We start from the raw sequence: 20,581 nt of genomic DNA, 5'->3' as shown, positions 1-20,581 counted from the left end.
GGGAGTCTGTATGGCTACATTGGCGATTATCGATGATGAAGAAAACGTGCTGCGCGCCATTCAGCGGATATTACGCAAGAAGCCCTGGAAAGTTTTGATCTTCAGCGACCCCTATGAGGCTATCGACGCACTGAAGAAAGAGCCGGTGGATCTGGTGATTTCCGACTACAGGATGCCGGAAATGAACGGTGTGGAACTGCTCAACTCGCTCAAAGATGTGCGCCCGGAGGCGTTGCGTATTCTGCTGAGCGGCCAGGCGGATATCGACGGCGTGACGTCCGCTATCAACGACGCGGAAATTTATCGTTTTATCTCCAAGCCCTGGTCTGACGAGGATCTGTTGATGACGTTGGAGAACGCCCTGGAGCATAACGCGCTGGTGCGTGAGAACCGACGTCTGCTGGAGTTGGTGCGCAAACAGGAGGGGGCGTTGAAGAAGCAGTTGGAGGAACTGCAGCGGCTGGAGGCCGCCACACCGGGAATAACCCAGGTGAGCTGGAATGAGGATGGCAGTATTGATCTGATAGATGAAGACTTCGACGAACTTTAACGTCAGAGTCGCTGGCGAGTGACGCCTGCGCGGCGGCAAGCCGCGGGAGACTGGGCCTGACATGTGCAGGCCCAGTCGTTGCAGACAAATAGAAGGAAGCTATTTGTCTGCCTGATTAATAAAATAAAGCGGCCCAACACGGGAACGCCGAACAAAACCCGGCCGCGCGACGTCCTCATGATGAGGGAGAAGTAAAAGTCGTATGGATAACTAGGGCATGGATATAGTGTTGAAGGCGGGCTATTTTCGCAGATTAAGATTTACCCGGCGCTTGATGGTCGCTATCGCCGGGGCGTTGTTGCTGTTTTACGGAGGCTTCGCCTTTTACACCCTGTCCAACCTGAAAAAACAGGTGTATGAAGACTTCTACGCCCGCGCCGATTACCTTATGGAAATCGCCGTGCAGGCGAACGCCCAGAATATGTGGGATTTTGACCTGAGTAAAAGCAATCAGTTCGCTAAATCCCTGGCCAAAGACCCCGTCGTCAGCGCCGTCATCTTTGAGGTTTACGACGCTGTCCAGAACGGCGGCAGCTTCTTTACCGGCAATATCGGCGGCATTGAGGAAGTGCGCCAGCGCTCTCCCAGTCTGGACGTGCTGGAGCCTGAACCTGATCGCTATGTGTTTCGTAAAGAGCGCGAGGTGGTGTGGGAAAGTTCGGTCATCGGCCACGCCTATCTGTATTTCAGCGACCACCCCGTGCAAGCCAAACTGGAAGAGCAAACCGCCAGTTTCGTTCTGGCATTGCTGGGTTTTTTATTCCTGTACCTGCTGGCGCTTTTCTACATCTTCAGCCACTGGTTCAGCCGACCCTTTTTAGGTATGCATCAATTGGCGGTTAGCCTGGGCGGCAGTCTGGACAAATACCGCCGCGAAATGGAGCAGGGCGACCGTAATGACAACGCCCTGCCGGATCTGGGAAAACTGTTGCAGCAGAATGACATCGACACGCACCGGGAAGATGAGATGGGGGATTTCATCCGCGCCTTCGCCCAGGTAATGCAGGCGTTTACCGCAGTGGCGTCGGAGCTGTCGCAACGTTCGCAACATGTAAGCAAATTAAATGAAGAACTGGAGAACCGCATTCAGGAGCGCACCTGGGAGTTGAAACGCGCCAACGCCAGCCTGCAGGAGTCGCTGGAGTCGTTGCAGATGACCCAGTCGCAGATGGTGCAACAGGAAAAACTGGCCTCCCTGGGGCAACTGGCGGCGGGGGTCGCTCATGAGATCAACAACCCCATTGGTTATGTCGCCAGTAACATCAATCGATTGAAAGAATACTATTCAGATTTCGATAAGTTGTTCCAGGTGGTAGAGGCCCATCATGACCAACTGACCGTGGAGATTGCGGCGGAACTGGACAGAGTGAAAAAGGAAATTGACTACGAGTTTCTGAAAGATGATCTGCCTGAGATGCTGCAGGATTGCCTGGAGGGCAGCCGTCGGGTGCAGGAAATCGTCGAGAACCTGAAGAACTATTCCCGGGTGGATCAGGGCGATGTGCACCTGGACTTCAATATCAACGATGTCATCACCAGCACGCTTAAACTGGTCTGGAACGAACTGAAGTATGACTGCGATGTGGAAACCGATTTACAGAACACCGAGCTGACCTGCGGCAATCAAGGACAGATCAACCAAGTGATCTCCAATATTCTGGTCAACGCCAGTCACGCCATCAAAGAAACCCAACGTCACGGCAAGGTGCGCATCCGCACCCATAGCGATCTGGAATGGGTGTATGCGGAAGTGTCCGATACCGGCTGCGGCATTCCACAGGAGATCGTCTGCAAGATATTCGATCCGTTTTTCACAACCAAGCCGGTGGGGAAAGGCACCGGGCTGGGGTTGAATATCTCCTACGACATCATCGTCAATAAGCATCGCGGCGACATCAAAGTGGAGAGCCGCCCAGGCGTGGGATCGACGTTTATCATCAAGCTGCCGATCGCCCAACGCAAAGCGCAGCCTGAGCGTCCTTCTTCCGCCGCCTGAGTGAAGATGCCCTCATAGAATAAATTAGGCCTATTGTCACACCACAAATTTCCTTAGAATCCCATGCTTCATGAGAAAGCGGGAAACTCATTCGTTATGTCGCTTTCCTAATCCAAGAAAAAGAAATATCAGGGAGGGTCGCGTAAAGGCGGACCTGCTCTGTTTTCGTGCGACCCGTGCGACGCATGAAAACTCGAAACACTCTCGTGGCTTAACAAATAAGCACAGATAGACTAATCAACACCGACAGATAAAGAAAAGGAGATCCGAACGCATGGCGTCAGGTTCTAAAAAAGTGATTTATGCGGCCTTGGTCGGCAACGCGCTGGTCGCACTCACCAAATTTGCGGCGGCGGCCTTCACCGGCAGCTCGGCCATGTTTTCCGAAGGCGTTCACTCCGTGGTGGACACGGGTAACCAGGTATTGTTGCTGCACGGGATGAAACGCTCCCAGCGTCCCGCTTCGGAAGATTTCCCGTTTGGGCACGGCAAGGAAATCTACTTCTGGTCCTTCATCGTCGCGATCCTGATCTTCGCTCTGGGCGCGGGCATATCCATTTACGAAGGCGTGGAGCACATTCTGCACCCGCAAGTGGTGGAAAACCCAGTGGTTAACTACATCGTGTTGTCCCTGGCGATTATTTTTGAGGGCTTCGCTTTCGGTATGGCGGTCAAAGAGTTCCGCAACGCCAAGGGGCGGATGGGATACTTCGAGGCTGTGCAACGGGGCAAAGACCCCTCCCTGTTCGTCGTACTGTTTGAAGACGCCGCCGCCATGCTGGGTCTTCTGGTGGCGCTGGGCGGCATTATCATGGGGCAGGTGACCGGGAATCCGGTATACGACGGCGTCGCCTCGGTCATCATCGGCTGTATTCTTGGCTTGACGGCGTTGTGGCTGGCGGTGGAGACCAAAGGGCTGTTGATCGGCGAAAGCGCCAGTAAGAAGGTAGTGAAAGCCATTCGGGAAATGACCTGCGCTATCCCCGGCGTGGAGCATGTCAACGAAGTGCTCACCATGCATATGGGGCCTGACTTCGTATTGGTGAATCTCTCCGTGGACTTCAAGGACAGTATTTCCGCCGGCGAGATTGAAACCTGCATCGCCGCTCTGGATGAGCAGATCAAATCCTCTTTCCCTGAGTGCAAACGCATTTTCGTGGAGGCGGAAAGCCGTCGCACAAAGGCGGCGGCGGTAACCCCCGCCGTCGACGTGTAACCCCATCCGCTATTGACAGCGGACCCACATGGCTCCGCTGTTTTTCTATATCTACCCTGTCTGTCGCCGTCCCTTTAAGTGTCCGCTATGACGCCTTGCTGGATCAGCTTGTTTCTGGCTTCTTCCTGTATCAGCAGACAGGCGTCGGGGTCGTGCAGATTCAGTGTCAGAGGGGAGCGGGTCAGCTTGTTGCCGTAACTCGACTTGCCTTCAAATAAGATCCCTTTCTCCGTAATCAGCAAATCCCCGCCGTCAAACATTGGGCCTTGGCCGATCGCCAGGGCGCTGGGGTTTTCAAAGGCGAACCAGGGGGTGGCGTACAATTCTGGAAAGTATTCACGGCCAGTGGCGGGATCGGTGTATGACGCCACGTAATGCAGGCGACCACTGAGAAAGCTGGTCAAGGCGACGCCGCCACAGTAAGGCATGATGTCGTCCACGATCGCTCCGGGCTTCCGCCATAGGGTGACGCCCAGGTTGGTCTGGTAGGCGCCGTCGCTGTCAGTAACCAGGGCGGGGATGTCGCCGTCGGCGTCAAACTGGAAGCGCTTCACGCTGTCGCCATCGCTGACGAAAAGCTGATCGCCCACCACTCTGACGCCATTGGGTGAGCCAAGTCCGCGCCCGCCTGCGATCCAGTCCCGCTGAAATCCTGTTATGTGCGGCGACTCGACAGAGCCGGCTTCAGGAAACGCCAGCGTAATGCGCGTCAGGCCGGATGTGGCGAAGAAGTTTTCGTCCGCCACCAACAGCGCGCCGTCGGGAGCGAAAGCGACGCCGTTAGGAATCGCCAGCGCGTCGAATGGATCTTGCGTATCATCGCGGCGTGTAACGAATTCGAAGCGATAGTCAGGGCGAGCCAGATTGGCGGCCAACAGGTGATTGTTGCGAATGACCAGCCAGCGCGTCTCCACGCAGGAGGTCAGCACCCAGTCGCCAAGCTGCGCCATACCCGTGTAGTTGCAGCTGTTCAGTTCCGGGGGAGACAGCTCCGTGGGGACGTAGGCGGTCTCGCCATTGGCGTTCGTCCGGGCGTCGATGCGGTATATGCCTTTGCCTCCTGTGACCAATAATTGGCCATCGGAGGTGAATAGAATATTTTCCGCATCGGGAATGGCGACGATAGTCTGTTTTTCCAGGCATCCGCTTAATAACGGCGGCAGGATGGCGGCGGCGAGCGCGGCGCGCCAGTTGTAACGATTCATGGATTTCCTTCCTCATGATTTATTGTTGTTGGAAGGAAAATTGTCTTCGATTACCCAAGGGCGGACATCACTCAAACGAGTGGCGCGCGTCATCTCACGCCTTATCTCATCCCTTGCGATTCACCAGCCATACCGCCGCTTCCACCCGTGAGCGCATGCCCATCTTTTTGAGAATGTGCTTCACGTGGACTTTCACGGTGCCGTCGGAGATATTCAGATCCCGGGCGATGACTTTATTGCTGTGACCTTGCGCAATGCGGGTGAGAATCTCATATTCACGACTGGTCAGAGACGCGGAAGGATCGGCGGCTTCAACGGGTTTGCGCAGGGCGGAGGCGAGGATTTCCGTCAGGCGTTCGCTGATCGCCATTTTGCCAAGCGTAACCTGTTTGATTTTTTCCAGAATGTCTTCCGGCTCCATGTCCTTCAGCAGATAGCCGTCGGCGCCGGCGCGGAAACAGTTCACCACATCCGCTTCGTTATCGGACACCGTCAGCATGATGATGCGAGAGTCCACGCCGGCGGCGCGAATGGCGCGTAACGTATCCAGGCCGTCCATACCCTGCATGTTGAGATCCAGCAGAATCAGGTCCGGCTCCAGTTCTTTCGCCTTGCTAAGGCCTTCCTCGCCGTTTTTGGCTTCGGCGACGATATCCAGTTCTTCCTCCAACTCAATCAACTGGCGGATGCCTTTACGAAACAGGGGATGGTCGTCCACCATCATAATCGTTGCTTTTTCGCTCATCTCAGCTTCACCTTGTCATTCTTTTCATATACGTCCAGCACAGCCTGGCGTTTTTCAGCATACCATGAACTCAGGGCTGCCCCTTCGATGGCGCGATAGGGACTTGATCCATATCAGGTTTGCCAACGATGATCTTGAGCTGCGCATACCGAGGACATACCGCTTTTGCGCCGGATTCGTCTACCCCATTGTGGGTATTGGAAGACTTTAGCAAATTCTCGGATATCTGTGTAAGTCTATGAAAATAGAGGGGATAGCGGAAACGTTTAAAGTCACTTTTGAGTAACTCACCCGCGTAGCCCCCACATTAAGCGCTACCCCCTCCGGAGCATTGTCGCCCCATACATTTATAAAGATAGTTGAGCCGAAGATTATTTTTCAGGCCCAACGCAGAGGTAAGGCATATGGCGGACATCACTGCTGGCTGGAATCCGGAGGACAGTGGGTTCTGGCAAAAGACAGGTAAGAAAGTAGCAAATCGGAATTTGTGGATTTCCATTCCGAGTTTGCTGTGCGGCTTCGCCGTATGGTTGTACTGGGGCGTTATCACAGTACAGATGTTGAATCTGGGCTTTCCGTTTCAGGCGTCGGAATTGTTCACATTGATGGCGATTTCCGGTTTGACCGGCGCCACGCTGCGCATCCCCAGCAGCTTTTTCATCCGCCTGTGCGGCGGTCGCAACACGATTTTCTTTACGACGGCGCTGCTGATGATTCCTGCGGTTGGAACAGGCATCGCCTTGCAGAGTAAAGAGACGCCTTTATGGGTCTTCCAGATACTGGCGTTACTCTCCGGCCTGGGCGGCGGCAACTTTGCTTCCTCCATGTCCAACATCAGCTTTTTCTTTCCCAAGAAGCAGCAGGGATTGGCGCTAGGCCTGAATGCGGGTCTCGGCAACTTTGGCGTCACCAGCATGCAGATTCTGGTGCCGCTGTTTATGACATTCGGCGCGTTTGGCGCAGTGGGCGGCGATCCTATGACGCTGGTGAATCCGTCAGGCACGTTGATCGGAAAGATTCCGGCGGGTTCCGAAACCTGGATTCAAAACTCCGGCTTCGTCTGGCTGCTGTTCCTGGTTCCACTGGCGTTCGCCGGTTGGTTCGGCATGAACAACATTCGCACCGATGAGGTTTCGCCGGATATTGGCGGACCAATAAGCGCCTTTTCCAAGATCACCTTCATGCTGTTGATCGGCTTCCTGACTTCCGTCGTCGGACTTTGGCTGATGTTGCCAGAATCCGCCAATGGCGCAGGATGGGGCGTTCCCAAAGAACTGGTGCTGGTGGGTGTTATCGCCGCAACGGTCTTCCTGCTGAAGCTGTTGCCGGGCCAGATCCGCAGCAGTCTTAATCGTCAGTATCGTATTTTCGGCAATCGGCACACTTGGGTGATGAGCGTCATATACACCATGACCTTCGGCAGCTTCATCGGTTACGCAGCGGCGTTCCCATTGGCGATCAAGGTCATCTTCGGCTACAGCCATGTGATGGTGGATGGAGTAATGACGCACAACACCGTTAATCCCAATGGTCCCAGCGCACTGATGTACGCCTGGATGGGGCCTTTTATCGGCGCGTTGATTCGTCCGGTGGGCGGTTGGATTTCCGATAAATTCGGTGGTGCGCTGGTCACTCAGATCTGTTCACTGGTGATGGTGGTGTGCGCCCTGGCGGTAGCCTATTACATGAGCGCGGCCTATAACTCCGCAACCCCTGAAGAGTACTTTGCGCCTTTCTTCATCTTGTTCCTGGCTTTGTTCGCGGCGTCCGGCATCGGCAACGGCTCCACTTTCCGCACCATCGCCATGGTGTTCCCGAAGGAGCAGGCGGGCCCTGTGCTTGGCTGGACCTCAGCGGTGGCTGCCTACGGCGCTTTCTACATTCCCCAGGTGTTTGGCGAGCAAATCAAAGCCGCCACGCCGGAATACGCGCTGATCGGTTTTGCGGTGTTCTATGCGGTATGCGTTCTGGTGAACTGGTTCTTCTATCTGCGTAAAGGCGCTGAGTTTTATAACCCTTGATTCCCGAGACACTCCTGCGGAGTGGAGTTTCGTCCCATCGTTCACGCAGCTGGGACGGAACCTTTACCTTGGCGCGCCTTAGGGCGCGCTTTTTTATTGGGGGGAGCGAAACGTCAGCTTTTAAGAAGCTGGTCCAGATCCTTGGCGATCATGTCGGCGCTGAGATCGTCCCGCAGCAACAGGCGGGCCTTGCCGTTCGCGTCGAATACGAAGGCGGCGGAGCTGTGCGAGACGTCATAATTGCCGGCTTCATCGGGGTTACCATAGCCGAACGCCACGCGGTAACGCTTGGTGATGGACTGTAGGGCGTCCATATCGCCAGTAAGGCCGACAAACTCTGGCCCGAAGGCGTCGGTATAAGCTTTGAGTTGTTCAGGCGCATCTCTTTTTGGGTCGACGCTGACGAACAGAATATTGATGCGCTGTTGTTCGGAGGCTTCCAGTTTGCTCAATGCCGACTTCAATCTGGCCAGTGTAGTGGGGCAGATATCCGGACAATAGGTGTAGCCGAAAAACAGAATATTGTACTTACCTTCGAAGTCTTTCTCCGACACGGAGGCCGCGTTCTCGCTTTGTAGCGAAAACTTCAGCTCCGGCAGCATGCCGCTGATATCGGTTCCTGACCACTCCAATGGTTCCTGACTACAAGCGCTGGTGAGCGTCATTACTATTGCGATAAAAACGAGGCGTATCGCCGTCACGAAGGGATCTCCTTAACAGTCACTGAAAAACTCAAGCGGCGCTGCTGAGCGCGCCAGAGGGACGTGCGCCCACCAAATCCTGGCGTCGGATATAGGATAACATCACCAAAATGGCGATGGCGCTCATCATGGCGGGAGGAATCCAGGTGACGACGCCGCCCACCATTTGGTCCGCTTCCGGCGCAATAGGAAAGGCCCGCCCGCAGATGGCGTAGATGTCGTACAGGGTGGACTCCGACAGCGTAATATATGCGCCCAGCAGAATCTGGGGCACCATAATGGCTAATAAAATGATGATGCGCCAGCCGAAAGAAGGGCCTTGCTGGGGCGAAGGATTAAGAATCAGCCACCAGAACAGCAGGCCATCCAGAAACATGCTCCAGTTCATCAGGTGATACAGCTTCAGATCCAGCATGGCGTAAAAGTGTATGGACGGCGTCAACCAGAAAAAGATGATGCCGACGAACAAAAAGGCGGCCAAGGGAGGAAACTGCAGTACTCGGTAGCTCCATACAATAAGCCCGGCGCCGGGAAGGGCTCTATAGTTGATGTCTCGCAGGCGTTGCGGCAAGCCCGCCGCCAGCACCGACCAAGGCGCAGCCAATGCGATGAAGAAAGGCCCCAGATGGTGCAGGACCAGATGCTGCAGGCGATGAGCAAAAAACAGATACTGGGCGTAATAATCAAATTTTGTGTGTAGAACGGCGTAAGTGATCGCTACGCCGACGAAGAATGACAGAGAGCGGGCGAAGCCGATGGGTCGGCCTGACTCCCGGAGTCTGCGCAAGCCGCATAGGTACAGCGTGATTGCGAGCAGGGACATCAGGGCGACAGAGGGATAAAACTCCCAGGGCGCGAGAACGGTAATCCATGTCGGAGCACTTTCGGGCATGAGCGACCTTTCCGTTACACTACCGCGTTAACGTGAGGGCGGTGGTGATTTAAGTTATTGTTATTCAGATCTGTTCGACAGAGTTCTTGTTTTACCAGTCGCCGCGAGAAATGACAATAACCGCCGCGCGGTGAAAAATACGGTACGCGCCGGCGAAATAACGATCTATATGACAGGAGTGAGTTTTGGGCGGTAATGCATTGAAAGATCATGGCGCACAGCGCTTGTCTGCTGCGGAGGCTTTACGTATTGGCGAGAAGGCTCGCAGAGCTATACAGGCCTTGCAGAGTAATGACGGCGCGCCGGTACGCGCCGAGATAGTCACAGCTTATCGGAACAAAGAGACCTACGGCGACATTGATATGGTGGTCAGCGACTCCGTTAAACGTGATTTTGGCAATGCATCAATGTCGGAGTTACTGGGTAACGTATTGGGGGGTGGTCAACCGCTGCCGTTTATCGCCAATGGCGGCGTGGCCAGTTTCGGTGCTCCATTGGAGCAGGGGGGCGTGTTTCAGGTGGATCTGCTGTATACGCCTGCGTCTCAGTTTGATTTCGCATTAAGCTACTTTTCCTGGAATGACGCCGGCAACCTGATTGGGCGCGTCGCCCACAAAATGGGAATGAAGTTCGGTCATAATGGTTTGTGGCTGCCGTTCCGGGAAGGAGATTACTTGTTTACCGAAGTGCTGGTTACCCGGGATTTCGACAAGGCCGTCCGCTTTTTGGGGTTTGATATCGCTCGCTGGAGGCAGGGCTTTGACGACCTGATTCAGTTATATCAGTTTATCTCAGCCTCCAAATACTTCGACAAGGACATTTATTTGCTGGAAAACCGCAGTCACAACGCTCGCGTCCGCGACGCCAAGCGACCGACTTATACGGGCTTCCTCAAATGGCTGCGTGAGGCTTATGCGGGTGACGACTTTAAAGACTGGCCAGCGTGCAAAGCCGCCTGGTTGCCGCAGATCTTCGCCGCGTTTCCAGAAGCGGAAGCCGAATGGCGGGTCGCTGAGGCGGATCTGTCCCGACAGCGCGAGATCAAGCGCAAATTCAATGGCGAGTTAGTCAGCAGTCTGTCCGGTTTGACCGGAACCGAACTGGGGGCGTTGATGCAACAGGTCCGACATAGCTTTATGGATAAAAACGCATTTGAGTCTTTTATATTGAGCGCTTCAGAAAGCGAAATGGAAAAGCTTGTGGCTATGCAAAAGAGTCTGTTGGAGGGGAAGACGTAAAGGGGAAGGGGGCGAGTGATAAGGGCGGCGGTATGACCGCCGCATTTGCATCAAGCTTACAGGTGCAGACCACACTCGGTCTTTTCTTTACCCTGCCAGCGTCCCGCGCGTTCTTCTCCTTTACGGGTGCAGTGCTCGCAGCCGATTGAAGAGTAACCTTCACTTACCAGCGGGTGAAAGGGCAGGTTATGATCGCGAATATATGCGTCACGCTCTTCTTTGGTGACGTCAATCATCGGATTGAATTTGATGATGCCGCGACGCTCTTCAAAAATCTGCAGGCCGGCGCGATGCTCGGTCTGCCAGCTCATCAGGCTGGACACCCAAACGTCGTAGTTTTCTTTCACTTCTTCCAGCGGCTGGACCTTGTTGACGGTGCAGCACAGGTCGGGGTCGGTTTCCCACAGGCGTTCGCTTACCGAGTAGGCATGGTGATGCCTGTCCGGCTTCACATCCTCCACATTCAACCCGTACAAACGGGTGAGGTAATCCCTGTATTCCAGGGTTTCCTTGAAGTGGAACTGAGTATCAATAAAGTGAATTTTCTGCGAGGGACGCATGCGCGAGATGATGTGCAAAAAATAAGCGGATGTGGCGGCGAACGAAGACGTCACCAACACCTTTTCCGGTGCGAAATCCTGATACAGACGACGGATACGCGCTTCAAAATCAAGCGGGGCATAGGAGGCGTTCAAATCGGCGATAGCTTCGTAAGAAAGCCCTGCGCTATTGTCGCCTATGCGGGTTATCAGTTGCGCGCTGTTCATGAATCGGTCATCTCCAGACTACGGGTCATCAAGTCACGGAATTCATGATACGGAACGAACATAAAATTTAAAGTAATAAAAAATTCTATTGTTATGCGTTTTTGTTAATGCACATGGGAAGAGGGCGGTTGTTTTTTCGGCGACGCTTTAGGGCGAGGAAGGTACTTTCAATAAAAGCCGCCCGAAGGCGGCTTTATGAATTAGCTCTCGATGGATGATTCTACCGTATTGGTCTGCCGAATCTTTTGCTCCAGCGTGTGCAGGCTGCGGATGAGTTTTATCACGTATACGAGGTAGGCGATGCTTAGCCCCAGCAAGATTAGTGACAGCAGCCCCATGAACATGACAGTCGCTTTATCCGGGTATCTGACGGTTACCGAGATCAGGGTGATGAAGAGCCAGCCGCATAGCAGGCTGATGAAGACATAGCGTATCCGATCAGCCAGCTGCGCCTCGCGAGCATTGACGTCTCCCAAAGCGCCTTTGACGGTTTGCGCCCAGCGGCTGAGGCTGCTGCACAGCCAGAAAATATTGAATACCGGAATCGCCATCAGCCAGGCCATGTATTTGGGGGAATGGGGGCGTTTGGATTCAGGAATCACCCGCCACTGGACGTATGTCATCAACATCAGTGAAACAAGTGAATAAATGGTGGCGAACAGGTAAGTGATCAGGACGTAGATCAGCTCGTCACTTGCGCCATACATGAATGAGGACTTTTCTGAGAATGCCAGAATACTGGTGTATACGCTCATGACGCTGGCTGCGGCTAGCAGTGTAAGAGTAAATCCACCCAATGCCTTGGTGGAGTCTCTAAGTCTGTCCACTCTTTCCTTTTTGAAAAGCAGAAAGCCGATGAGAGTGATGATTACTCCTTGTTGAAGACCCCCGCCAATCGCTGAATACAAGCCGAAAATGAATCTGTCGCCGCTCGTATCCAAGTAGAAAGTGAAGGGGAATAGCAAGTAATAAAATGCGCTCGCAATCAAACATACCGCCAAGGCGACGACCAGCGCGCTGCCGCGGAAGTAGCGCAGCAGAATGATGGCGGCGAGGCTGTTAAAGGTAATTGGGAAAAGGTTCTGCGCCAGAATGTTGGCGAACTCCACGAATGTCATATCCATAATGGCGGGCTTTCTATAGCTGATAGGTTTTTCAATAATAGCCAGCGAGGATATACGATAGCGTTTTTAAAATAAAATTTCGCAGGCATGTCAGAGAGTTGTGAAAAGAAATTGGTGTGTAGGCTGATCAGTGAAGAGATAAGAATCGGGGGGAGTTTAAAAATGCGGGGGGCCAGAAAAACAAAAAGCGCAATATCCATATTGCGCCTTTTCCATTTGATGCTTCCTTTTGCCGGTTCCAGCGGCTCTTTTGCTATCCTTGCTGCAGTCCTTTGCGGGCTTTCCCTGCCGCGTTTTCGCATCCATTGTGGCTATATTAGCCATGGCTTGGTAGGGAGGATAGACGACATATCTGCATTGTTTGTAGGATATCTCGTACACCCTGGCGTCCCGCCTGTTCATCCCTCAATCCTTCATCCCATCCAGCCCCGGTGTCCTTACCTGCTGTTGTCTGACTCCATTCAGTCGACGCGTCCGAGCGTTCGTGTTCCACAAAGAAAAAGACGCAGCGTTCCATGCTGCGTCTTCCGTGTCAGATGCTTCCCTTGATGCCTATTTCCGTCGGCGTTGGTCGTCCTTGTTGCTTCCTTGCTTCATGTCCTTATGTGTCAGCGCATCCTCTTGGTACCTATATTAGGGTGGGGAGGGGTGGGAGAATAGACGCGATGTCTGCATTGCGTGTGAGATATTTCCTACATTATTCGGCGTATGAGATTTTCCGCTCCTGTAAGTAGCTGGGAGTAAAGCTGAACAATACGGCAGTGCCGCCTTCCGGTATGCGTTGAATGGCTAGCTCGCCATGCAGATTGCGGGTGCGTTCGCGCATGATGGCGAGGCCGTAATGATTCAGCTTCTCTGGATCTTCTGGGATGCCGACGCCATTGTCGATAATGGCTAAGGTGACTTTTTTCTTAGGGTCTGAATGCAGGGAGACTGTCACCAGATTTCCTTGAGAGTGACGCACGGCGTTTTGCAACGCTTCCCGTGTGATCTGCAGCAAGTGAATTTCTTCATTGGGGGAGAAGGGAATGTCTTCCACCCGATAATCCAGCACAATTTTGACATTCGTGCTTTGCTCGGTCAGTTGCTCAACGGTATGCAATATGGCTGCGTGCAGACCTTTCTCGGAAATGCTCAGACGGAATGTAGTGAGCAGCTCGCGCAACTGCCGATAAGCGGACGTGATGCCTTCCTTGAGCTCTGCGGTAATGCCGTCGATCTGTTCGTCTTCCACTTGTTTTGACTGCAAGGCGCGAGTCAGGCGAGCGACCTGTATCTTTAGATAGGAGAGGCTCTGCGCCAATGAGTCGTGTAGCTCCCGAGCGATGACGTTGCGTTCGTTCATCAGAGACACCCGACGTTCCTGATCCCCCTGATTTTTCAAACTGAGCGCCACGGCGACCTGGTCGGAGAAGGATTGCAATAATTGATGCTGCCAACTTTCCAGGTATTGGCTGTTGCGCAGCGTGCACACTATCACGCCATATTGGACGCCTTCCTTGATCAGAGGATATCGCACCTGCACTTCGTCATTGTCCCGGCACACCTGGGCTTTTTCCACCATGCACTTTTCGCATTCCTGGCGCTGACAGGAGGAAGGCAGCTCCGTCATATAGTCGTTGCGGATGTGTTCATAGGGAATCACCGCCTCGGGAGTTTTCAGGCAAAGTTCAACGCCGCCGACGGCGGTAATACTGGTGAGTTCCTCCAGCCAGGCCTGAAAATCAATATTCTCATGAGTTTTCTCACTGACTTCCCGCGCCAGATGATAGAGAAAATTCAAGGAATCGTTACTGCGCTTTAGCGCCTGGGTTTTATTTTTGACCCGTGTCTCCAGAGATTCGTACATCTCCGATAGCGCATCGCTCATCTGATTGAACGTCTCCGCCAGCAGGCCCAGCTCGTCATCATTTTTTACTTCCAGGCGGTCGCTGAAGTCGCCGCGGGCGATCTTGCGTGCGTTTTGCGTCAGGCTGCGCAAAGGCAGCTCGACATGATGATGGAGAATGAGCAGGGAGAAGCTGACCAGGGCGAAGGTGAGAAACAGGGCGCTGATTTGTATCAGACGCAGGTTCTCGATGCGATCCTCCGCGCGGATCTGATAGAGCTGCACCAAGTTGTCTATTTCATCAACAAACTTGTCGATCTTTTCGCCCAATTGATCCGCAACGCGGCGGTCCGGATTGTGGGCGTAGGTGGCGATAAAGCCGCTGACATCGTTCTCCCAACTCTCACGAACCTGCATGAATTGTCGATGCAATTCCGAGGAGTCGTCTTTCATGGCTTCCGCCACCAGCACGGGGTTTTCGATGCGTTCGGCAAATTGGCGGGTAAGCGCCGCTACGAAATCTGAGGGCGGCGTATCCAGGGTCAGCAGCCGAGCCTGCATACGGTAGCTCTGCATGCGCAGGGAGCCGGCGATATTCACCGCCTCCGCGTCTTTTTCCGCTGACTCGGAGATGAAGAATGACGCCAGCATAGTGATCATCGCCAGTGACACCATGGCGATCATTAAGGCGCCCATTCGGAAGATTAATGATTTCTGGAATCGCGCAATCATCGTTTCGAACTCCTTCCAGGGGGGAGTACTACCAAAGAACCTAGACCTGTCGTTAGCTCAATCAATCTATGCTTCCAATGTATAACTTATTGAAATATAAGAACAACCCATTTTTTGCCCCTACCCCCTAAGAGGTATGCGCCAGAGGATACTGACGCGTCCTCAAAAAACCGCTTTGATTTGCATCAATTATAGTCCCCCAGGCTCTCCTAGAATGAATTTGAAATTAAAAAATGACCTGTCTCTAACGCTGTGCTCCATGCTTCGAAGCAGGTTCTGATGAGGAGTCCAACATGAGCCATTTTCTGGATAGACTGCAGTTTTTCAAACGCAAGGGAGAAACTTTCGCGGATGGACACGGCGCCACCACCAAAGACGATCGTAGCTGGGAGGACGGTTATCGCCGTCGTTGGCAGCATGACAAAATCGTGCGCTCTACGCACGGGGTGAATTGCACCGGCTCCTGTAGCTGGAAGATTTACGTTAAAGACGGTCTGGTGACCTGGGAAACCCAGCAGACCGATTATCCTCGCACACGACCGGACCTCCCTAATCATGAGCCTAGAGGCTGCCCCCGTGGCGCCAGTTATTCCTGGTATATCTACAGCGCCAACCGGCTTAAGTACCCGAAAGTCAGACAAAGCCTGATCAAACTGTGGCGCGAAGCGAAGCAGAGGCACGACGATCCCGTTGACGCCTGGGAGAGCATCGTCGAAGACCCCGCCAAAGCGAAATCCTACAAGCAACGTCGCGGCTTGGGCGGATTCGTTCGCAGTTCATGGACTGAGGTAAACGAGATTATCGCCGCCGCTAACGTCTATACGGCGAAGCGTTATGGCCCAGACCGCATCTCTGGATTTTCTCCGATTCCCGCCATGTCCATGGTGTCCTACGCCGCCGGCTCCCGCTATCTGTCTCTGATCGGCGGCAACTGCCTGAGCTTCTACGATTGGTATTGCGACCTGCCGCCGGCGTCTCCACAGATCTGGGGCGAACAGACTGACGTGCCGGAAGCGGCGGACTGGTACAACTCCAATTACATCATCGCCTGGGGCTCCAACGTGCCTCAGACCCGTACTCCTGACGCGCACTTCCTGACCGAAGTGCGCTACAAAGGGACTAAAACCTGCGTTATCACGTCGGATTATTCCGAATGCTCCAAATTCGGCGATACCTGGCTGGCGCCCAAGCAAGGCACTGACTCCGCACTGGCTATGGCCTTCGGACATGTCATCCTGAAAGACTTTCACGTGGATAATCCCAGTGAATATTTCACGGACTATGTGCGCCGCTACACCGACATGCCCATGCTGGTCATGCTGGAAGAACACGAAGGCCGCTACATTCAAGGGCGTTTCCTGCGCGCTTCGGATCTGTCCGGCAATCTGGGACAGGACAACAATCCGGAATGGAAAACCATTGCGGTTAATGAAGCTACCAACGAGCTGATTTCACCTACCGGCGCGGTGGGATATCGTTGGGGGGAGCAGGGCAAATGGAATATTCAGCAACTGGACGGTAAGTCCGGCGCGGAAGTGAAACTGGCTCTCAGCCTGAAATCGCTGTGTGATGAAGTCGCGCCTGTCGCATTCCCATACTTTGGCGGGCAGGAGCATGAATATGACTACTTCCAGCACACCCACCACGATGAGCTGCTGATCCGCAAAGTGCCTGTGAAGAATGTGCAGTTGGCGGACGGCTCCACGGTGAAAGTGGCCTGCGTATTCGATCTGACCGTGGCGAATTATGGCGTCGACAATGGCTATGACGACCCAGCCTGCGCCAAGGACTATTCTGACGATATTCCCTATACGCCAGCCTGGCAGGAAAAAATCACTGGCGTGCCCCAGGCGGATGTTATCCGCGTGGCTCGCGAGTTCGCCCGCAATGCGGATAAAACCCATGGTCGCTCCATGGTCATCGTCGGGGCCGCGCTGAACCACTGGTATCACATGGACATGAACTACCGCGGTCTGATCAACATGCTGATGCTGTGCGGTTGCGTCGGCCAAAGCGGCGGCGGTTGGGCGCATTATGTGGGGCAGGAGAAGTTGCGTCCTCAGTGCGGCTGGCTGCCTCTGGCGTTTGGGCTGGATTGGCAACGTCCGCCCCGGCAGATGAACGGCACCTCCTTCTTCTATAACCACGCTGATCAATGGCGTTATGAAAAACTGCAGATGACGGAAGTGGTGTCGCCCCTGGCGGATAAAGGCAAATGGAGCGCCTCCATCATTGATTACAACACCCGCGCCGAGCGTATGGGCTGGCTGCCGTCGGCCCCCCAATTGGGTATGAATCCGCTGATATTGACCAAGGAAGCGGCGTTGGAAGGCATGGACCCGAAAGATTACGCCATCAAACTGATAAAAGAAGGGCAACTGAAATTCGCCTGTGAGGACCCGGATAACCCGCAAAACTATCCTCGCAACATGTTTATCTGGCGCAGCAATCTGCTGGGCTCCTCCGGCAAAGGACATGAATACATGCTGCGCCACCTGTTGGGAACCAAGCATGGTCTGCTGGGCAAAGACCTGGGTGAAATGGGCGAAACCAAGCCGGAGGATGTGATCTGGCGCGACGAAGCGCCGGAAGGCAAGGTGGATCTGCTGGTGACGCTGGACTTCCGTATGTCCACCACCTGCCTGTATTCCGATATCGTGCTGCCCACGGCGACCTGGTACGAAAAGGACGACTTGAATACGTCAGACATGCATCCCTTTATCCATCCTCTGTCAAAGGCGGTGGACCCGGTATGGGAGGCGCGCAGCGACTGGGATATCTTTAAAGGCATCGCCAAGCAGTTCTCCGCGGCGGCGCAAGGCCACCTGGGCGTGGAAAAAGACTTGGTGACTGTGCCGATTCTGCATGATACCCCGGCGGAAATCGCCCAGCCGTTTGGCGTCGAGCATTGGTGGAAAGGCGAGTGCGACCTGATTCCCGGTAAAACAGCGCCCAATATGGTTGTGGTGGAGCGGGACTACCCCAACACCTACAACCGTTTCACCTCTGTCGGCCCTCTGCTGGACAAATTGGGCAACGGCGGCAAAGGCATCAACTGGGATACCAAAGAGGAAGTGGCGTTTCTCGCCAAACTGAATCTGACTCACGACGAAGACAGCCCGCGCGGCGGTCGTCCCAGAATCGAAAGCGCCATCGACGCGGCGGAAGTGATTCTGTCCCTGGCGCCGGAGACCAACGGCCATGTGGCGGTGAAGGCGTGGGAAGCATTGGGGCGCGCCACCGGTCTCGATCATACCCATCTGGCGCGGCCCAAAGAGGAAGAGAAAATCCGTTTCCGCGACATCGTGGCGCAACCCCGCAAGATCATTTCCTCGCCCACCTGGTCTGGTCTGGAGGATGAGCATGTGAGCTATAACGCGGGCTACACCAACGTCCATGAGCTGATTCCCTGGCGCACCATCACCGGTCGTCAGCAGTTCTATCAGGATCATGAATGGATGCGCGACTTCGGCGAAACCATGTGCGTCTATAAACCGCCGATCAACCTGAAGACCACCTCGCCGGTGATGAACAGCAAGCCCAACGGCAATAAGGAGATCCTGCTTAACTGGATCACGCCGCACCAGAAATGGGGCATTCACAGCACCTACTCGGACAACCTGCTGATGCTGACGTTGTCCCGGGGCGGTCCCATCGTGTGGATGAGCGAAACCGACGCCAGGAAAGCCGGCCTGGAAGACAACGACTGGATTGAGGTGTTCAACGTCAACGGCTCCATCGCCGCGCGGGCGGTGGTCTCGCAGCGGGTGCCGGAAGGCATGGCGATGATGTACCACGCTCAGGAGCGGATCATCAACACGCCCGGAGCGGAAATGACCCAGACCCGGGGCGGCATTCACAACTCCGTGACCCGCGCGGTCATGAAACCGACTCATATGATCGGCGGCTACGCGCAGCAGTCCTACGGCTTTAACTACTACGGCACCGTAGGCTGTAACCGCGATGAGTTCGTCATCGTACGCAAAATGAACAATGTTGACTGGCTAGATACAGAGTGATTGGAGACAAATTATGAAAGTACGCGCTCAAATCGGAATGGTCCTGAATCTGGACAAATGTATCGGCTGTCACACCTGCTCCATCACCTGTAAGAACGTGTGGACGTCGCGGGAAGGGGTGGAATACGCCTGGTTTAACAACGTGGAGAGTAAGCCCGGCGTGGGCTATCCCAAAGAGTGGGAGAATCAGGACAAGTGGAAAGGCGGCTGGAAACGCGGCGCTGACGGCGCCCTGAAGCCGCGCATCGGCGGTCGTCACCGGGTGTTGGCGAACATATTCGGCAACCCTGACCTGCCGACCATTGATGAATATTACGAACCCTTCGACTACGACTATCAGTATCTGCACACAGCGCCGGATCGCAAGCATCAGCCTACTGCGCGTCCGCGCTCGCTGATCGATGGTCGCCGTATGGAGAAAATCGAATGGGGCCCCAACTGGGAGGAAATCCTGGGGACGGAGTTCGCCAAGCGTCGCAAAGACAAAAATTTTGATCAGGTGCAGGCGGACATGTACGGCGAGTTTGAGAAAACTTTCCTGATGTATCTGCCCCGCCTGTGCGAACACTGTTTGAACCCCGCCTGTGTGGCTGCCTGTCCCAGCGGCGCGATCTATAAGCGGGAAGAGGACGGCATTGTGCTGATTGATCAGGACAAATGCCGGGGTTGGAGAATGTGCGTCTCCGCCTGCCCCTACAAAAAAATCTATTACAACTGGAAGAGCGGCAAGTCCGAGAAATGTATCTTCTGTTATCCGCGCATAGAAAGCGGACAACCGACGGTCTGTTCGGAAACCTGCGTCGGCCGCATTCGTTACCTGGGCGTACTGCTGTACGACGCGGATCGCATCAAAGACGCGGCCTCTACCGCCTCGGATCAGGATCTGTATCAGGCGCAATGCGATATTTTCCTCGACCCGCATGATCCCAAAGTGCAGGAAGCGGCGCGGGCGGAAGGCATTCCCCAGGCTTGGCTGGAGGCGGCCATGCAATCGCCGGTCTATAAGATGGCGATTGACTGGAAAGTGGCGCTGCCGCTGCATCCGGAATACCGCACTTTGCCCATGGTCTGGTATGTGCCGCCGCTTAGCCCGATCCAGAACGCGGTGGAGCAGGGCCATGTGGGCATGAACGGTGAGATTCCGGATCTGAAAAGCCTGCGCATCCCCCTGCGTTATCTGGCCAACATGCTGACGGCGGGAGACGAAGCGCCGGTAGTGCGGGCGCTGGAGCGTATGATCGCCATGCGGGCCTACATGCGCGCCAGGCACGTGGACAAGGTTGAAGACCTGAAAGTGCTGGAGCAGGTGGGGCTGACCAAATCCCTGGTGGAGGACATGTATCGCATTATGGCCCTGGCTAACTATGAAGACCGTTTTGTGATTCCCACCACCCATCGGGAATACGCGGAGAACGCCTACGATCTCAAGAGCAGTTGCGGCTTCAGCTTCGGCAATGGCTGCTCCGACGGCGACAACCCGGTGAATCTGTTCGGCGGTAAACAGGCGACGGTGCGACAAGTCATTCCGGTGCGGCAGGAGGATTAAT

At 54.5% G+C, this 20,581-nt stretch carries 15 protein-coding genes; 7 read left to right on the top strand and 8 right to left on the bottom strand.

Annotation, left to right across the window (positions count from 1 at the left end; genetic code table 11):
- The first annotated feature begins 10 nt into the window (after nt 1–10).
- From HCH_RS17970 to HCH_RS17960, 3 genes are all read left to right on the top strand, one after another.
- A complete protein-coding gene (locus tag HCH_RS17970; protein ID WP_011397808.1) occupies nt 11–550 on the top strand; it encodes a response regulator in 540 nt (179 codons plus the stop codon).
- Between the two features lie 217 nt (nt 551–767).
- The gene (locus HCH_RS32500) at nt 768–2,546 is read left to right on the top strand and encodes a sensor histidine kinase (protein ID WP_049780994.1); all 1,779 of its coding nucleotides are present in this window, start codon (nt 768–770) and stop codon (nt 2,544–2,546) included.
- 274 nt (nt 2,547–2,820) lie between these two features.
- Nucleotides 2,821–3,762 (top strand): cation diffusion facilitator family transporter, encoded by a 942-nt coding sequence (locus HCH_RS17960; RefSeq protein WP_011397806.1) that lies wholly within the window; start codon nt 2,821–2,823, stop codon nt 3,760–3,762.
- A gap of 74 nt (nt 3,763–3,836) precedes the next feature.
- Here HCH_RS17960 and HCH_RS17955 read toward each other — a convergent pair whose 3' ends face one another.
- Both HCH_RS17955 and narL read right to left on the bottom strand, forming a co-directional pair.
- Nucleotides 3,837–4,967: a hypothetical protein gene (locus HCH_RS17955; protein WP_011397805.1), complete on the bottom strand. Its 1,131-nt coding sequence runs from the start codon at nt 4,965–4,967 to the stop codon at nt 3,837–3,839.
- A gap of 106 nt (nt 4,968–5,073) precedes the next feature.
- Entirely contained in the window at nt 5,074–5,712 is a 639-nt protein-coding gene (gene narL / locus HCH_RS17950) for a two-component system response regulator NarL (RefSeq protein ID WP_011397804.1), read from the bottom strand.
- A 404-nt stretch (nt 5,713–6,116) separates the two neighbouring features.
- Between narL and HCH_RS17945 the strand changes: the two genes are divergently transcribed.
- A complete protein-coding gene (locus tag HCH_RS17945) occupies nt 6,117–7,733 on the top strand; it encodes an MFS transporter (protein ID WP_011397803.1) in 1,617 nt (538 codons plus the stop codon).
- Nucleotides 7,734–7,846: 113 nt separating this feature from the next.
- On the opposite strand, the gene HCH_RS17940 is transcribed toward HCH_RS17945, so the two are convergent.
- Nucleotides 7,847–8,434 carry an SCO family protein gene (locus tag HCH_RS17940; RefSeq protein ID WP_011397802.1) on the bottom strand — a complete coding sequence of 196 codons (588 nt, stop codon included), beginning with the start codon at nt 8,432–8,434 and terminating at the stop codon, nt 7,847–7,849.
- Nucleotides 8,435–8,465: 31 nt separating this feature from the next.
- Complete coding sequence (locus HCH_RS17935; RefSeq protein ID WP_011397801.1) at nt 8,466–9,326, bottom strand: cytochrome c oxidase assembly protein; 861 nt, start codon at nt 9,324–9,326, stop codon at nt 8,466–8,468.
- A gap of 185 nt (nt 9,327–9,511) precedes the next feature.
- Between HCH_RS17935 and HCH_RS17930 the strand changes: the two genes are divergently transcribed.
- Nucleotides 9,512–10,564, top strand: a complete 1,053-nt coding sequence (locus HCH_RS17930; protein WP_011397800.1) for a hypothetical protein — start codon at nt 9,512–9,514, stop codon at nt 10,562–10,564.
- Between the two features lie 56 nt (nt 10,565–10,620).
- On the opposite strand, the gene HCH_RS17925 is transcribed toward HCH_RS17930, so the two are convergent.
- The 4 genes from HCH_RS17925 to HCH_RS17910 form a co-directional block, all read right to left on the bottom strand.
- Nucleotides 10,621–11,331 (bottom strand): phosphoadenylyl-sulfate reductase, encoded by a 711-nt coding sequence (locus tag HCH_RS17925; protein WP_011397799.1) that lies wholly within the window; start codon nt 11,329–11,331, stop codon nt 10,621–10,623.
- Nucleotides 11,332–11,531: 200 nt separating this feature from the next.
- The gene (locus HCH_RS17920; protein WP_011397798.1) at nt 11,532–12,455 is read right to left on the bottom strand and encodes a hypothetical protein; all 924 of its coding nucleotides are present in this window, start codon (nt 12,453–12,455) and stop codon (nt 11,532–11,534) included.
- A complete protein-coding gene (locus tag HCH_RS33895; protein ID WP_011397797.1) occupies nt 12,446–12,757 on the bottom strand; it encodes a hypothetical protein in 312 nt (103 codons plus the stop codon). Before HCH_RS33895 ends, HCH_RS17920 begins: the two co-directional genes overlap by 10 nt.
- 395 nt (nt 12,758–13,152) lie before the next feature.
- Nucleotides 13,153–15,015 carry a HAMP domain-containing protein gene (locus tag HCH_RS17910; protein ID WP_011397796.1) on the bottom strand — a complete coding sequence of 621 codons (1,863 nt, stop codon included), beginning with the start codon at nt 15,013–15,015 and terminating at the stop codon, nt 13,153–13,155.
- Between the two features lie 293 nt (nt 15,016–15,308).
- Between HCH_RS17910 and HCH_RS17905 the strand changes: the two genes are divergently transcribed.
- The gene (locus HCH_RS17905) at nt 15,309–19,034 is read left to right on the top strand and encodes a nitrate reductase subunit alpha (protein WP_011397795.1); all 3,726 of its coding nucleotides are present in this window, start codon (nt 15,309–15,311) and stop codon (nt 19,032–19,034) included.
- Between the two features lie 13 nt (nt 19,035–19,047).
- A complete protein-coding gene (narH, locus tag HCH_RS17900; RefSeq protein ID WP_011397794.1) occupies nt 19,048–20,580 on the top strand; it encodes a nitrate reductase subunit beta in 1,533 nt (510 codons plus the stop codon).
- The last annotated feature ends 1 nt before the right edge of the window (nt 20,581 follow it).

This window comes from Hahella chejuensis KCTC 2396 (assembly GCF_000012985.1).
GTDB lineage: Bacteria > Pseudomonadota > Gammaproteobacteria > Pseudomonadales > Oleiphilaceae > Hahella > Hahella chejuensis.
Note: the sequence above shows the minus strand (reverse complement) of the source record. Positions and strands in the feature narration are given on the sequence as shown.

Excerpts from the sequence above, each read along its gene's own strand:
- HCH_RS17970 (WP_011397808.1), top strand. The coding sequence starts at position 11 with ATGGCTACATTGGCGATTATCGATGATGAAGAAAACGTGCTGCGCGCC.
- HCH_RS32500 (WP_049780994.1), top strand. The coding sequence starts at position 768 with ATGGATATAGTGTTGAAGGCGGGCTATTTTCGCAGATTAAGATTTACC.
- HCH_RS17960 (WP_011397806.1), top strand. The coding sequence starts at position 2,821 with ATGGCGTCAGGTTCTAAAAAAGTGATTTATGCGGCCTTGGTCGGCAAC.
- HCH_RS17955 (WP_011397805.1), bottom strand. The coding sequence starts at position 4,967 with ATGAATCGTTACAACTGGCGCGCCGCGCTCGCCGCCGCCATCCTGCCG.
- narL (WP_011397804.1), bottom strand. The coding sequence starts at position 5,712 with ATGAGCGAAAAAGCAACGATTATGATGGTGGACGACCATCCCCTGTTT.
- HCH_RS17945 (WP_011397803.1), top strand. The coding sequence starts at position 6,117 with ATGGCGGACATCACTGCTGGCTGGAATCCGGAGGACAGTGGGTTCTGG.
- HCH_RS17935 (WP_011397801.1), bottom strand. The coding sequence starts at position 9,326 with ATGCCCGAAAGTGCTCCGACATGGATTACCGTTCTCGCGCCCTGGGAG.
- HCH_RS17925 (WP_011397799.1), bottom strand. The coding sequence starts at position 11,331 with ATGAACAGCGCGCAACTGATAACCCGCATAGGCGACAATAGCGCAGGG.
- HCH_RS17920 (WP_011397798.1), bottom strand. The coding sequence starts at position 12,455 with ATGGATATGACATTCGTGGAGTTCGCCAACATTCTGGCGCAGAACCTT.
- HCH_RS33895 (WP_011397797.1), bottom strand. The coding sequence starts at position 12,757 with ATGCGAAAACGCGGCAGGGAAAGCCCGCAAAGGACTGCAGCAAGGATA.
- HCH_RS17910 (WP_011397796.1), bottom strand. The coding sequence starts at position 15,015 with ATGATTGCGCGATTCCAGAAATCATTAATCTTCCGAATGGGCGCCTTA.
- HCH_RS17905 (WP_011397795.1), top strand. The coding sequence starts at position 15,309 with ATGAGCCATTTTCTGGATAGACTGCAGTTTTTCAAACGCAAGGGAGAA.
- narH (WP_011397794.1), top strand. The coding sequence starts at position 19,048 with ATGAAAGTACGCGCTCAAATCGGAATGGTCCTGAATCTGGACAAATGT.